This is a genomic window from Janthinobacterium sp. TPC_1 (genome assembly GCF_056037845.1).
The window spans coordinates 2326849-2339545 of sequence record NZ_CP195157.1 but is presented as its reverse complement, the minus strand read 5'-3'; the positions used below and the strand labels follow the sequence as shown (position 1 = coordinate 2339545).

At 62.6% G+C, this 12697-nt stretch carries 12 protein-coding genes and 2 pseudogenes; 3 read left to right on the top strand and 11 right to left on the bottom strand.

The features are described from left to right. Positions 1-77: 77 nt before the first annotated feature. Together ACQVLG_RS11475 and ACQVLG_RS11470 are read left to right on the top strand one after the other, a co-directional pair. Positions 78-821 (top strand): sulfite exporter TauE/SafE family protein, encoded by a 744-nt coding sequence (locus tag ACQVLG_RS11475; RefSeq protein ID WP_474294613.1) that lies wholly within the window; start codon positions 78-80, stop codon positions 819-821. Further along, the gene (locus ACQVLG_RS11470) at positions 719-1180 is read left to right on the top strand and encodes a GNAT family N-acetyltransferase (protein ID WP_474294611.1); all 462 of its coding nucleotides are present in this window, start codon (positions 719-721) and stop codon (positions 1178-1180) included. The genes ACQVLG_RS11475 and ACQVLG_RS11470 overlap by 103 nt, the downstream gene beginning before the upstream one ends. On the opposite strand, the gene pyrE is transcribed toward ACQVLG_RS11470, so the two are convergent. Further along, on the bottom strand, positions 1062-1724 hold the full coding sequence (gene pyrE / locus ACQVLG_RS11465) for an orotate phosphoribosyltransferase (protein ID WP_077399379.1): 663 nt from the start codon (positions 1722-1724) through the stop codon (positions 1062-1064). The two genes, ACQVLG_RS11470 and pyrE, sit on opposite strands and share 119 nt — an antisense overlap. Positions 1725-1844: 120 nt before the next feature. Between pyrE and ACQVLG_RS11460 the strand changes: the two genes are divergently transcribed. Beyond that, positions 1845-2621, top strand: coding sequence for an exodeoxyribonuclease III (locus tag ACQVLG_RS11460; protein ID WP_474294609.1), 777 nt, complete (start codon positions 1845-1847; stop codon positions 2619-2621). A gap of 6 nt (positions 2622-2627) precedes the next feature. Here ACQVLG_RS11460 and ACQVLG_RS11455 read toward each other — a convergent pair whose 3' ends face one another. From ACQVLG_RS11455 to gshA, 10 genes and pseudogenes are all read right to left on the bottom strand, one after another. Next, positions 2628-3527, bottom strand: a complete 900-nt coding sequence (locus ACQVLG_RS11455; protein ID WP_474294607.1) for an RluA family pseudouridine synthase — start codon at positions 3525-3527, stop codon at positions 2628-2630. Between the two features lies 1 nt (position 3528). Continuing rightward, entirely contained in the window at positions 3529-4431 is a 903-nt protein-coding gene (locus ACQVLG_RS11450; protein WP_230541631.1) for a M48 family metallopeptidase, read from the bottom strand. Then, the gene (locus ACQVLG_RS11445) at positions 4412-5671 is read right to left on the bottom strand and encodes an AmpG family muropeptide MFS transporter (protein ID WP_230541632.1); all 1260 of its coding nucleotides are present in this window, start codon (positions 5669-5671) and stop codon (positions 4412-4414) included. The genes ACQVLG_RS11450 and ACQVLG_RS11445 overlap by 20 nt, the downstream gene beginning before the upstream one ends. Continuing rightward, positions 5671-6283 (bottom strand): annotated as a pseudogene (gene metW, locus ACQVLG_RS11440) (methionine biosynthesis protein MetW). The gene ACQVLG_RS11445 and the pseudogene metW overlap by 1 nt, the downstream one beginning before the upstream one ends. Next, complete coding sequence (metX, locus tag ACQVLG_RS11435; RefSeq protein ID WP_474294604.1) at positions 6280-7479, bottom strand: homoserine O-succinyltransferase MetX; 1200 nt, start codon at positions 7477-7479, stop codon at positions 6280-6282. Before metX ends, metW begins: the two are co-directional and overlap by 4 nt. A 133-nt stretch (positions 7480-7612) precedes the next feature. After that, positions 7613-9356 (bottom strand): annotated as a pseudogene (gene ptsP, locus ACQVLG_RS11430) (phosphoenolpyruvate--protein phosphotransferase). A 44-nt stretch (positions 9357-9400) separates the two neighbouring features. Beyond that, positions 9401-9670 carry an HPr family phosphocarrier protein gene (locus ACQVLG_RS11425; RefSeq protein ID WP_010393142.1) on the bottom strand — a complete coding sequence of 90 codons (270 nt, stop codon included), beginning with the start codon at positions 9668-9670 and terminating at the stop codon, positions 9401-9403. Between the two features lie 92 nt (positions 9671-9762). Continuing rightward, positions 9763-10167: a PTS sugar transporter subunit IIA gene (locus ACQVLG_RS11420; protein ID WP_029496035.1), complete on the bottom strand. Its 405-nt coding sequence runs from the start codon at positions 10165-10167 to the stop codon at positions 9763-9765. 14 nt (positions 10168-10181) lie between these two features. Next, positions 10182-11147 (bottom strand): glutathione synthase, encoded by a 966-nt coding sequence (gene gshB / locus ACQVLG_RS11415; RefSeq protein ID WP_474294602.1) that lies wholly within the window; start codon positions 11145-11147, stop codon positions 10182-10184. Between the two features lie 97 nt (positions 11148-11244). Beyond that, on the bottom strand, positions 11245-12543 hold the full coding sequence (gene gshA / locus ACQVLG_RS11410) for a glutamate--cysteine ligase (protein ID WP_230541636.1): 1299 nt from the start codon (positions 12541-12543) through the stop codon (positions 11245-11247). Positions 12544-12697 lie beyond the last annotated feature (154 nt).

Below are 12697 nucleotides of genomic sequence, written 5' to 3'. Positions count from 1 at the left end.
CTGACTCAAAATAATCCGCCTTGGCGAAACCGCCCAGCGCGCGCAAAATCCACGCAAAATCACTCTGGATAAAAAAGATGGAGACGTCATTCCTGCTGGCCGTCGGCGCCAGTTTCCTCGTCGCTGGCTTCGTCAAGGGCGTAGTCGGATTGGGCTTGCCGACGGTGGCCATGGGCACGCTCAGCCTCGTCATGCCGCCCGTGCAGGCGGCAGCCCTGCTGATCGTGCCGTCGATGGTGACGAATGTCTGGCAACTGGCGGCCGGCCCCGGCCTGCACGCGCTGCTGCACCGCCTGTGGCCCATGCTGGCGGCCGTCATGGCCGGCACCGTGGCGGGCGGCGCCCTGCTGCCGGCCGACAGCGGGACCTTGGCCGTCGTCGCGCTGGGCGTGGCGCTGATGCTGTATGCGCTGGCGGGCCTGTTCTCGCTGCAGTTGCGCGTGCCGGCGCGGCATGAAGCGTGGCTGGGGCCCATGGCGGGCGCGGTGACGGGCCTGGTGACGGCCGCCACGGGCGTGTTCGTGATCCCCGCCGTGCCGTATCTGCAGGGACTGGGGCTGGCGCGCGATGCGCTGGTGCAGGCCCTGGGCCTGGCGTTTACGGCATCGACCGTGGCGCTGGCGGCCAGCCTGGCCCTGCACGGCGACTTCAGCCTCGGTGCGGCCGGCGCATCGGCGTATGCGCTGCTGCCGGCGCTGGCCGGCATGCTGGCCGGTCAATGGCTGCGCGGACGCATCGCGCAGCAGGTATTCAAACGGTGTTTTTTTGCCGGGCTGTTTGCCCTGGGCCTGCATGCGGCGCTCAAGCCATGGCTGGCGTGATGCGGATAGGCTGGCAAGGGGACAGCGCGCTGTGCGCGTGGATCGACGGCCAGCAGGTGGCCATGCTCGACATCAGCAAGTGCGCGGACGGGGTGACGGTGAACATGCTGTTCGTGAAACCGCCATTCCGGCGGCGCGGCATCGGCGGCGCGCTGCTGCGCGGCGGCTGCTGCAATGCCATCCGCAAGCCGGCGCCGCCTGCAGCGACCCGCGGCTGCGGGCGCTGCTGGAAAGGACGACTTAAATACCGTAGCGCGTGCGGTACGCGGAAACGGCATCCTTATATTGGAGCAGTTCCGGATCGGCGCCAGCGCCATTCAGGTAGCCGAACAAGTCGTCCAGGTTGCCGATCGAGATGACGGGGATGCCGTACTGTTTCGACACTTCCTGCACGGCCGAACTTGGCGACAGCTGGCCGTCCGGGCCGGAACGCTCCATGCGGTCCAGGGCGATCAGCACGGCGCATGGCTCGGCACCGGCGGCGCGGATCATGTCCACCGATTCGCGCACCGAAGTGCCGGCCGAGATCACATCGTCAATGATGACGACTTTGCCATGCAGCTTGGCGCCGACGATGGTGCCGCCTTCGCCATGGTCCTTGGCTTCCTTGCGGTTGAAGGCGAACGAGGTGTTGCGGCCCTTGCCGGCCAGCGCCACGGCGGTGGCCGACGCCAGGGTGATGCCCTTGTAGGCGGGCCCGAACAGCATGTCGAATTCGACGCCCGAGTCGAGCAGGGTCTGCGCGTAGAACTGCGCCAGCTCGGCCAGAGTGGCGCCGTCATGGAACAGGCCCGCATTGAAGAAGTACGGCGACTGGCGTCCGGCCTTGGTGGTGAACTCGCCAAACCGCAAGACTCCCTTGGATACTGAAAACGCGATAAACTGCTGGCGTAAATTATTCACATTAGCCTCATTTTTTAAAAGTGCCTGTATTTTAATCCGCGCGCAGCGGCGAGACAATCGCCATGCCGCGCCCGCCGGCCCCGTCCAGCACCGCTGGCGCTCACCATTGACTCTCGATCTATGCCAAAAATTATCTCCGCCAACCTGAACGGCATCCGCTCCGCCGCCAAAAAAGGCTTTTTCAACTGGATGGGTACGCAAACGGCCGATTTTATCTGCGTGCAGGAATTGAAGGCGCAACTGCCCGACATGACGCCGGAATTCCTCAACCCGCACGGCTACCATGGCCATTTCCACTATGCCGAGAAAAAAGGCTATTCCGGCACGGGCGTGTACAGCAAGGTCGAACCGGACGCCGTGCATATCGGCTTCGGCAGCCCTGAATTCGATGCCGAAGGACGCTATGTGCGGTGTGATTTTGGCAACCTTTCCATCATTTCCGTGTACTGCCCCTCCGGTTCGTCCGGCCCGGAGCGCCAGGAAGCCAAGTTCCGCTTCATGGAGCTGTTCCTGCCGCACTTGCTGGAATTGAAGGCGCTGGGCCGCGAAGTGGTCATCTGCGGCGACTGGAACATCGCCCACCACGAAATCGACCTGAAAAACTGGAAGGGCAACAAGAAGAATTCCGGCTTCCTGCCAGAGGAACGCGCATGGCTGACGCGCGTCTTCGATGAAGTGGGCTTCGTCGACGTGCACCGCGGCCTGGACAAGCGCGAAGACCAGTACACCTGGTGGAGCAACCGCGGACAAGCCTACGCGAAGAACGTGGGCTGGCGCATCGATTACCACGTCGCCACGCCAGGCATTGCGGCACAGGCGCATACGGTCAGCGTCTACAAGGACGAGCGTTTTTCCGATCACGCGCCTTTGATCATCGATTACACGATCAAGGCATAAGCACCGCTACAGGCTGCGCCGGCTTTCAAAGTGGCGCGGCTCGCCCGTCAATGGATCCGTGAAATCGATGGCGCGCGCCAGCAGCTGCAAGGGCTGCGACATGTCGTCTTCCTTGCACGGCAGCGCCACCGGGTAAAACGCATCGTTGACGATGGGGATGCCCAGCGAGGCCAGGTGCACACGCAGCTGGTGCTTGCGGCCCGTGTGCGGCTGCAGCCGGTACAAGACCACATCACCGCGCTCTTCGATCACGTCGATGACGGTTTCCGAATTCGGCTCGCCCGCCTCCTCGCGCATGAGGAAAAACTGCTCGCCTTCGACCATGCGGCTGCGGTAGGTAAACGGGAAATCGCGGCCCGCCAGCACGGGCGCCAGCGCCTCGTACGTCTTGCGCACTTCGCGGCGCTGGAACAGCGTTTGATACGCGCCCCGGCTGGCTATCTGGCGCGAAAAAATCACCACGCCGGCCGTCTCGCGGTCAAGGCGGTGGATCGGCGTGAGGTCGGCGTTATCGAGCCGTTTCTTCAGACGCGTCAGCAAGGTCTCCTGCACGAAGCGCCCGCCCGGCGTCATGGGCAGGAAATGCGGCTTGTCGACCACGACCAGATGCTCATCCTGGAACAGGATATCTTCCTGGAAGGGGATCGGCGTCTCGCGCTCCAGCTCGCGGTAGTAAAAAATGCGCATGCCGCGCCGGTATGCGCTATCGGGCGCCAGCACGGCGCCGTCGCCATCGACCACCTCACCGCGCGCCATGCGGTCCCGCCATTGCGCGGCACTGATCTGCGGATAGCGTTCGATCAGGAAGGTGAGCATGTCCGGCCACTGCCCCTCCGGCAACCACAGATAGCTGGGCGCCACGCCGTCGCGCATGGGCAACGGTGCGGCGGCGTGACGGGACGACATCCTAGCGCTGCGCGATGGCGTTGCTGCGGTACGGCGGCAAGGCGTCGACGCTGACGCCCTTGCTGCGCGCGTACAAGGGCAGCACTTGCGCCATGTGGCTGTTCATCTGCGAGATGCGGTCCTTGCCCGATGGGTGCGTCGAGAGGAATTCGGGCGGCGCGCCCGCGCTTACTGCCGCCATTTTCTGCCACAGCACCACGCCGGCGCGCGGGTCGAAACCGGCGCGCGCGGCCAGGTCCATGCCGATCAGGTCCGCCTCGCGTTCATCATCGCGCGAAAACTTCAGCATCACGCCCTTGGCCGCCATATTCGTGGCGGTGCTGGTCAGATTCGGATCGACGCCGAGCCAGGCCGACAGGCCCGCGCCGGCCAGCTTGGCGCCGACGGCGGCCAGGTTGCCCTTGCCGGCCTGCGCCTGCGAGTGTTCGCGCAAGGCGTGCGAAATTTCATGGCCCATGACGATGGCGACTTCGTCGTCCGTCAGATTCAGCTTGGTGATGATGCCGCTGTAAAAAGCGATCTGCCCGCCCGGCATGCAAAAGGCGTTGACCTCGTCCGAGTTGAGCAGGTTGACCTGCCAGTTCCAGCTGGCCGCCGCCTCGTTCCAGCGCGTCGCAAACGGGATGATGCGCTGGGCGATGGCGCGCAGGCGTTTGACCTGCGGATCTCTGTCGGGCACCAGCGCATTTTTTTCCTTCGCCTCGTTGACCAGCTGCGTATATTGCTGCTTCGACTGTGCATTGAAATCGGCGCCGCCGGCAAAGATGCGCGAAGTCGACAAGGGACGCACCTCGATGCCATCCTGTACCGTCGCCTGCTGGGCGTGGACGGACAGGGGCGCCAGCGCGGTGGCCGCGCACAGGCTGGCCAGGATGGTGTAACGTTTAAGGGATATTGGTGCCATTGGCAGACCTCCATGGAGCGATTTTAGGCAGCATCATCATGGCCGGGAAGGCCAGGAAGAAGCACACGATGAAAAACGAGAACCAGCCCAATTCCGCGACCAGAAAACCCACCGAGGCATTGATCAGGGTGCGCGGCACGGCGCTCAGGCTGGAAAACAGGGCATATTGCGTGGCCGTGTAGCGCGGGTCCGTGCTGCGCGACAGGAACGCGACAAAGGCGGCCGCGCCCAGGCCCAGGCTGGCGAACGCTTCAAAACCGATCACGGCGCTGAGGAGCATGGTGTTCGGCCCCACCTGCGCCAGCCAGGCGAAACCGAGAATGGCGATCGCCTGCAGCGCGCCGAATACCCACAGGCCCCGGTTGATGCCCAGCTTGAGCATCCACACGCCACCCACCACGCCGCCGGCCAGGCTGGCCCAGAAACCCGTGGTATTGGCGGCCAGGCCGATCTGCGTCATGGAAAAACCCAGGTCCAGATAAAACTTCGTCGCCAGCGCCGTCGCCATGCTGTCGCCTATCTTGTAGAGTAATACGAAAGCGAGTATCCACATTGCGTTACGCCAACCATCGCGCGCGATGAATTCCTGGAACGGCAAAATAATCGCTTCGCGCATGGTCTTCGGCGGCGAGCCGTACACGGTGGGTTCCTTGATAAGCAAAGTGCACACGAGGCCCGGCAGCATGAAGGCGGCCGTGATCCAGAAGACGGGCTGCCACGGCATGCGGTCGGCCAGGATCAGCGACAGCGCGCCCGGCACCATGCCCGCCACTTTATACGCGTTGACGATGACGGCGGCGCCCAGGCCCTGCTCGTTATCGGACAGGATTTCGCGCCGGTAGGCGTCGATGACGATGTCCTGGCTGGCCGACAGAAAGGCGACCCCGCCGGCAGCGGCCGCGATCAGGCCGATCTGCGTGAGCGGGTCCAGCATGCCCATGCCGCCGATGGAAAAGAACAGCGCCACTTGCGTGGCCGCCATCCAGCCGCGCCGGCGCCCCAGTCCCAGGATGCGGTAGCGGTCCATCAGGGGCGCCCACAGGAATTTCCAGATGTAGGGGAACTGCACCAGGGCGAACAGCCCCAGCGCCTTGACGTTCAAGCCCGACTTGGCCAGCCATGCCTGCAGCAGGTACAGCAGAATGAACAGGGGCAGGCCGGAACTGAAGCCCAGCACCAGCACGGCCAGCATGCGGCCATTGGCATAGGAACGCCAGCCAGGCGCCGGGCTTGTGGTCATCAATGCACCGCTTTTTTACGCAGGCGGAAGACGGCCAGGTCGCCGCGCAGGTTCGGCAGCACGGAGACCATCTTGCCTTCGGCCAGGGCCACGCAGTCGATCACTTCCAGGCCGCATTCTTCGGCCAGTTCGCGGAAATCGTTGATGGTGGCGCAGCGCACGTTGGGCGTGTCGTACCACTGGTAAGGCAGCGACTTCGACACGGGCATGCGGCCTTTCAGCAATGCCACGCGGTGCGGCCAGTAGGCGAAGTTGGGGAACGAGACGATGGCCTCGGCGCCCACGCGCACGATGTCGCGCAGCAGCGGCTCTCACCTGCTTCATCATCTGCAGCGACGACAGGCACAACACCGTATCGAAACTGTTGTCGCCAAAGATGGCCAGGCCCTTTTCCATGTCCTGCTGGATCACATTGACGCCGCGCAAAGTACTGGCCAATACCTTGTCGTCGGCGATCTCGATGCCATAGCCGCTGCATTCCTTGTCGCTTTGCAGGTACTGCAGCATCACGCCTTCGCCGCAGCCCACGTCCAGCACATGCGCGTTGTTCGGCACCCAGTGGGCGATGAAGGCCAGGTCGGGGCGCAGCGCGCTCAATTCGTCAAAAGTCATGCGGTCTCCTTGGCGCCCTGGCGGACGGCGGTGTTCTTGGCTACTGCGGGCGCGCCCACGTTGATGTCATTCCATACCTGGCCATAATAGGCGCGCACCATGTTCATGTAGCGCGCATCTTCCAGCAGGAAGGCGTCGTGGCCGTGCGGCGCGTCGATTTCGGCATACGTGACCTGGCGGCGGTTGCATACGAGCGCCTCGACAATCTCCCGGCTGCGCTCGGGCGAGAAGCGCCAGTCGGTGGAAAACGAGGCGAGGAAGAATTTGGCCTTGGTGCCCGACAGGGCCTTGGCCAGGTCGCCGCCATGCGCGCGCGCTGGGTCAAAATAATCGAGCGCCTTGGTAATGAGCAGATAGGTATTCGCGTCGAAGTATTCGGAGAACTTGTCGCCCTGGTAGCGCAAATACGATTCGATCTCGAAATCGATGCCGAAGCCGAATTTGTAGTCGCCCGTCTGCGCCGCGTCGCGCAGCTTGCGGCCGAATTTTTCGGCCATGTCGTCATTCGACAGATACGTGATGTGGCCCACCATGCGCGCCACGCGCAAACCGTTCTTCGGCACCACGCCGTGCGCATAAAAGTCGCCGCCACGATAATCGGGGTCGGACAGGATGGCCTGGCGCGCCACGTCGTTGAAGGCGATGTTTTGCGCCGACAGCTTGGCCGTCGAGGCGATCACCACGCAGTGGCGCAGCCGTTCTGGGAACATGATGCTCCACGCCAGCGCCTGCATGCCGCCCAAAGACCCCCCCATCACGGCGGCGAACTGGGCGATGCCCAGTTCATCGGCCAGGCGCGCCTGCGCGCTGACCCAGTCTTCCACCGTCACGACAGGAAAGCTGGCGCCATACGGCTTGCCGGTAGCGGGATTGGTGTGCATGGGGCCCGTCGAGCCGAAGCAGGAGCCAAGGTTGTTGACGCCGATGACGAAGAATTTGTCCGTGTCGAGCGGCTTGCCGGGACCGACCATATTGTCCCACCAGCCCGTGCTTTTCGGCTCGTCCGCGTAGACGCCCGCCACGTGGTGCGAGGCGTTCAGGGCGTGGCAGACCAGCACCGCGTTCGATTTGTCGGCGTTCAGGGTGCCGTAGGTTTCATACATCAACATATAGTCCCGCAGCGATGCGCCGCTTTGCAGCTGCAGGGGTTGCGCAAAATACATAGTTTGCGGCGAAACGATTCCAATGGATGACATGTGTGTCGGTTTATAAAAGGGAGGCGGCCCCACGGGCCATGGTCGATGCAGCACCGCGATGATAGGTGCTGCAACTTTAACATCAGGACACCTCTTGCCGCGCGCGAGGTGTCCTGATGCTTAAGGTGACAGTTTACATGAGCTGCAACTGTTGTACGGCTTCCGCGATCACATTTGGTTCCATCGAACGCATAATTTTGCGCATTTGTGGTGCGATCAGGCCCAGGTCGCTGTTGAGGATCTCTTGCTTGACCGCCAACAGTTGTGCCGGATGCATGGAAAACTCGCGCAAACCCATGCCCAGCAGCAAGCGCGTGAGCTTCACGTCGCCCGCCATCTCGCCGCAGACGGCCACGTCGATGCCCGCCTTGTGGCCGGCCGCGATCGTCATGGAGATCAGTTGCAGCACGGCCGGATGCAGCGGATTGTACAAATGCGCCACTTCGTAGTCGACCCGGTCGATGGCCAGGGTGTACTGGATCAGGTCATTCGTGCCGATCGACAGGAAATCCATGCGCTTGACGAACATCGGCAGCGCCAGCGCGGCGGCTGGAATCTCGATCATGGCGCCCACTTCCACGGCATCGTCGAACTTGACGCCTTCCTCGCGCAGGCTGGCCTTCGCTTGCGCGATCATGGCCAGCGACTGGTCGATCTCGAAGGCATGTGCCAACATCGGGATCAGGATGCGCACCTTGCCAAAGGCGGAAGCGCGCAAAATCGCGCGCAGCTGCGTCAGGAACAGTTGCGGCTCGGCCAGGCAATAGCGGATGGCGCGCAAGCCCAGGGCGGGATTCAAGGCCGTATGGTCGGACTGGTCGAGCGGCTTGTCGGCGCCGATGTCGAGCGTGCGGATCGTCACGACACGGCCCTTCATCGACTGCACCGTATTGCGGTAGGCCTCGAACTGCTCGTCCTCGGTGGGAATCTTGTGGGCGCGGCCCATGAACAGGAATTCGGAGCGGAACAGGCCCACGCCGCTGGCGCCCGACTCCAGCGCAAAACGCGCAATCCTCGGGCAATTCGATATTCGCCAGCAGGGTGACGGGCGTGCCGCATTTGGTCACGGCCGGCGTCTTTTTCAGCTTGCCCAGCTTCTTGCGCGCGCGCTGCATGGCCACCTGGCGCTCGCGGTACTGCTCCAGCACCAGCGCGCTGGGGTTGGCGATGACCACGCCGGCGTCGCCATCGATGATCAGCCAGTCGTCCTGCTCAATTAGCATCGACGCCTGCGACATGCCGACGGCGGCGGGTATATCGAGGCTGCGCGCGACGATGGCCGTGTGCGAGTTTTGCCCGCCCACGTCGGTGATGAAGCCGATGAAGGAGCGGTCGCGGAACTGCAGCATGTCGGCCGGAGAGATGTCGTGCGCGACGACGATCATCTGCGCCACCAACTCATCCGCGGTGGCCGCCTTCGGCAGCAGCTGTTCCGTGCCCAGCAAGACCTTCAGCACGCGCTCCGCCACTTGCTGGATGTCGGCCTTGCGTTCGCGCAAATACGGGTCTTCGATTTCGTCGAACTGCGCCGATAATTCATCAATTTGCGTCAACAGCGCCCATTCGGCGTTGTAATGGCGCGAACGGATGATGTCGAGCGGCGCTTCGGCGATCATCGGGTCGGACAGGATCAGCGCATGCACGTCGATGAACGCGCCCAGTTCCGTGGGGGCATCCTTGGGCAGCTCGTTCCACAGGGTTTGCAGCTCCTTGTGGACGGTGGCGATGGCGTTTTGCAAACGCTGGACTTCGGCTTCGATCTGTTCCTGGGCGACCAGGTAGTGTTTGACGTCAAGGGCGGCCGGCGCCAGCAGATGCGCGCGGCCAATGGCGATGCCGCGGGAAACCGGGATGCCGTGGAGCGTGAAAGATGCCATGGGGTGACCTGTCGGAATGCGGCTGCGGCTGCGTTCGGCGGGCATTACTCGCCTTCGCCAAACCTGTCATTAATCAGGGCGGTGAGCGCATCGACACATGCCTGCTCATCATCGCCCTCGGCTTCCAGGGTCACTTTCGCGCCCTTGCCGGCGGCCAGCATCATCACGCCCATGATGGACTTGGCGTTGATGCGGCGCGCGTTGCGGGTCAGCCAGACGTCGCTCTTGAACTTGGCGGCGAGCTGGGTAAATTTGGCGGAGGCGCGTGCGTGCAGTCCCAGCTTGTTGATGATTTCGAGTTCTTTTTGAATCATTTTTGTATGGTCTCTATCCCTGAATGCGCTACGCTGATGACAATCTTGGCCTATAAAACCCGCCGCCTTCAGGGCGGCGGCCATGCATTTCCTTATTCGCCCACGCGGATGCGGTTATCGACGCGCACGGCGCCGCTTTGCGCACCGGCCAGCGCCATCTCCACCACCACGTCGAGCGTGTCGCGGCGATACGTGATGGCGCGCAGCAACATCGGCAGACTGATGCCGGCGATGACTTCCACGCGGCCCGCATCGGCCAGCTTGTTGCAGCAGTTCGACGGCGTGCCGCCCTTCACGTCGGTAATCACCAGCACGCCGGAGCCGTCATCGAGGCGGCAGATGGCTTCGGAGGCCAGCTTTTGCACTTCCGCCAGGTCCTGGTCGGCGACGACGTCGATGGCTTCAAAACGTTCCGTTGGCCCGCGAAACACATGCGCGCAGGCGGCGATGAAGGCCTGTCCCAGCGGTGCGTGTGTCATGAGCAAAATCCCTACCATAGTCATTTCACCTTCTAGCGCTGCTGCGCTTGCGCAACGCCATGCTCGACGGCATCGACAAACATGGCAGCCACGTCAAAACCTGTCTGCTGCATGATTTCCTGGAAGCAAGTCGGGCTGGTGACATTGACTTCCGTCAGATAGTCGCCGATCACGTCCAATCCTACCAGCATCAGGCCCCGCGCGGCCAGGATCGGGCCCAGCTTTTCTGCGATTTCCAGGTCGCGCGCCGTCAATGGCTGCGCCACGCCCGTGCCGCCGGCCGCCAGGTTGCCCCGCACTTCGCCCGCCTGCGGGATGCGCGCCAGCGAAAACGGCACCGGCTTGCCGCCGATGACGAGGATGCGCTTGTCACCCTTGACGATGTCGGCGATGAAACGCTGCGCCATGATGGTCTGCGCGCCGTTCTCGCTCAAGGTCTCGATGATGGCGCCCAGGTTCAGGCCATCGGCCTTGACGCGGAAGATGCCCGTGCCGCCCATGCCGTCGAGGGGCTTGAAGATGACGTCCTGGTGCTTGGCGTGGAAGGCGCGCAGGCGCGCTTCATCCGACGTCACCAGGGTCGGCGAGGTGAATTCGGAAAACTGGGCAATGGCCAGCTTTTCATTGTTGTCGCGGATGGCGGACGGCTTGTTGAAGACGTGCGCGCCCTGCTTTTCCGCCAGTTCCAGCAAATACGTGCCGTACACATATTCCATGTCGAACGGCGGGTCCTTGCGCTCGATGATGGCGTCCAGGGCCGACAGGCGCACTTCCTCGGTGGAAACGACCTTGTACCAGTCGTGTTCGTCGCCCGTCAGCGCGATGTGTTTTCGTGCCGTGACCCGTGCCGTGACGATGCCTTCTTCCAGCGCCATGTCCTTCTGCTCGAAGGCGTACACGGCGTGGCCGCGTTTGGCCGCCTCGCGCATCATGGCGAAGGTGGAATCTTTGTAAGTCTTGAAGCCTGCCAGCGGGTCGGCAAGGAATGCAATTTTCATGGTGCGTCCAATCGGGGAGCCTGGATAAGGAATGCTTGATTCTAGCCGAGATCGCCGGGCGCAGTGGTCACTGCGCCCGGCGAGCCGCAGGGCGGGATCAATACACCTCGGGATTCGGGTCCGTGCGCTCCATTTCCAGCGACGCGGCCAGCAAGGCCAGGCGCGCCACCACGCCATACACATAGAAGCGGTTCGGCGCGGCCGTGCCCGGCTTGGCCTTCAAGTCCGGCACGGCATGCTGCTGGGCAAACGCCAGCGGCACGTACTGCGAGCCGGGCGCATTCAGGTTCTGGTCCACGCCCTTCTCCGCGTGCACGCGGTAGAAACCGCCCACCACATAGCGATCGATCATGTAGACGACTGGCTCGGCCACGGCATCCTTGATGCTTTCAAACGTGGGCACGCCTTCCTGGATGATCACGTCCGTGACGACCTTGCCGTCCTTGACGATGGACATCCTGTCGCGCTGCTTGCGCGACAGGTCGCGCACTTCGCTCGCGTCGCGCACCGTCATGATGCCCGTGCCATACGTGCCCGCATCGGGCTTGACAATGACGAAGGGCTTTTCCTTGATGCCATATTCCTTGTATTTCTTGCGTATCTTGGCCAGCAGCACGTCCACGCTGGCAGCCAGCGCGTCTTCGCCCTCGCCTTCCTGGAAGTTGACGTCGCTGCACTTGGCGTGGAAGGGATTGAGCATCCACGGATCGACATCGATCATCTTGCCGAATTTTTTCACCACTTCATCGTAAGCCGTGTAGTGGTTGCTCTTGCGGCGCAAGGCCCAGCCCGCATGCAAGGGCGGCAGCAAGCTTTGTTCATGGATGTTTTGCAAGATATCGGGGATGCCGTCTGACAAGTCGTTATTCAGCAAGATCGTGCACGGGTCGAAATCCTTCAAGCCCAGGCGGCGGCCATTGTTCAGGCGCACGAGGGGCTCGATGACGAGCATGTTGCCATCTGGCAACGCCAAGGGTGTCGGCTGGGTAATCTCGGGCGACCACGAACCGAAGCGCACGTGCAGCCCCGTCTGGCGGAAGATCTGCATCAGGCGCGCCACGTTCTGCAGGTATTGCGGCGTGGTGTTGTGCAATTCCGGCACGATCAGCAGGTTGCGGGCGTCCGGGCAATACTTGTCGATGGCGGCCATGGCCGCCTGCACGGACAGGGGCAGCATTTCCGTGGCCAGGTTATGAAAACCGCCAGGGAACAGATTGGTATCGACGGGCGCCAGTTTGTAGCCGGCATTGCGCAAGTCTACCGAGCAATAGAAGGGCGGCGTGTGTTCTTGCCACTCCATGCGGAACCAGCGCTCAATGGCCGGCGTCGCGGCCAGAATCTTTTTTTCGAGGTCGAGCAGCGGTCCGGTCAGGGCCGTGACGAGATGGGGAACCATAGTTACATCCTTAAATTATGTGCAGTATTCAAAAAAGCACACAGAACTGCCGACTATATTACCGTGTAAGTACCCCAAATCGGGGCAAAAGCCTTGTTTTAAAGACCTTTTCCATTCCCACAACGAAAAAAAGGCACCTCAATGAGGCGCCTTT

Bases quoted from the DNA above. Each gene is read 5' to 3' on its own strand.
- gshB (WP_474294602.1), bottom strand. From the start codon at position 11,147: ATGAAAATTGCATTCCTTGCCGACCCGCTGGCAGGCTTCAAGACTTAC.
- gshA (WP_230541636.1), bottom strand. From the start codon at position 12,543: ATGGTTCCCCATCTCGTCACGGCCCTGACCGGACCGCTGCTCGACCTC.
- ACQVLG_RS11455 (WP_474294607.1), bottom strand. From the start codon at position 3,527: ATGTCGTCCCGTCACGCCGCCGCACCGTTGCCCATGCGCGACGGCGTG.
- ACQVLG_RS11450 (WP_230541631.1), bottom strand. From the start codon at position 4,431: ATGGCACCAATATCCCTTAAACGTTACACCATCCTGGCCAGCCTGTGC.
- ACQVLG_RS11460 (WP_474294609.1), top strand. From the start codon at position 1,845: ATGCCAAAAATTATCTCCGCCAACCTGAACGGCATCCGCTCCGCCGCC.
- ACQVLG_RS11475 (WP_474294613.1), top strand. From the start codon at position 78: ATGGAGACGTCATTCCTGCTGGCCGTCGGCGCCAGTTTCCTCGTCGCT.
- ACQVLG_RS11425 (WP_010393142.1), bottom strand. From the start codon at position 9,670: ATGATTCAAAAAGAACTCGAAATCATCAACAAGCTGGGACTGCACGCA.
- ACQVLG_RS11420 (WP_029496035.1), bottom strand. From the start codon at position 10,167: ATGGTAGGGATTTTGCTCATGACACACGCACCGCTGGGACAGGCCTTC.
- ACQVLG_RS11445 (WP_230541632.1), bottom strand. From the start codon at position 5,671: ATGACCACAAGCCCGGCGCCTGGCTGGCGTTCCTATGCCAATGGCCGC.
- ACQVLG_RS11470 (WP_474294611.1), top strand. From the start codon at position 719: ATGGCTGCGCGGACGCATCGCGCAGCAGGTATTCAAACGGTGTTTTTT.
- metX (WP_474294604.1), bottom strand. From the start codon at position 7,479: ATGTCATCCATTGGAATCGTTTCGCCGCAAACTATGTATTTTGCGCAA.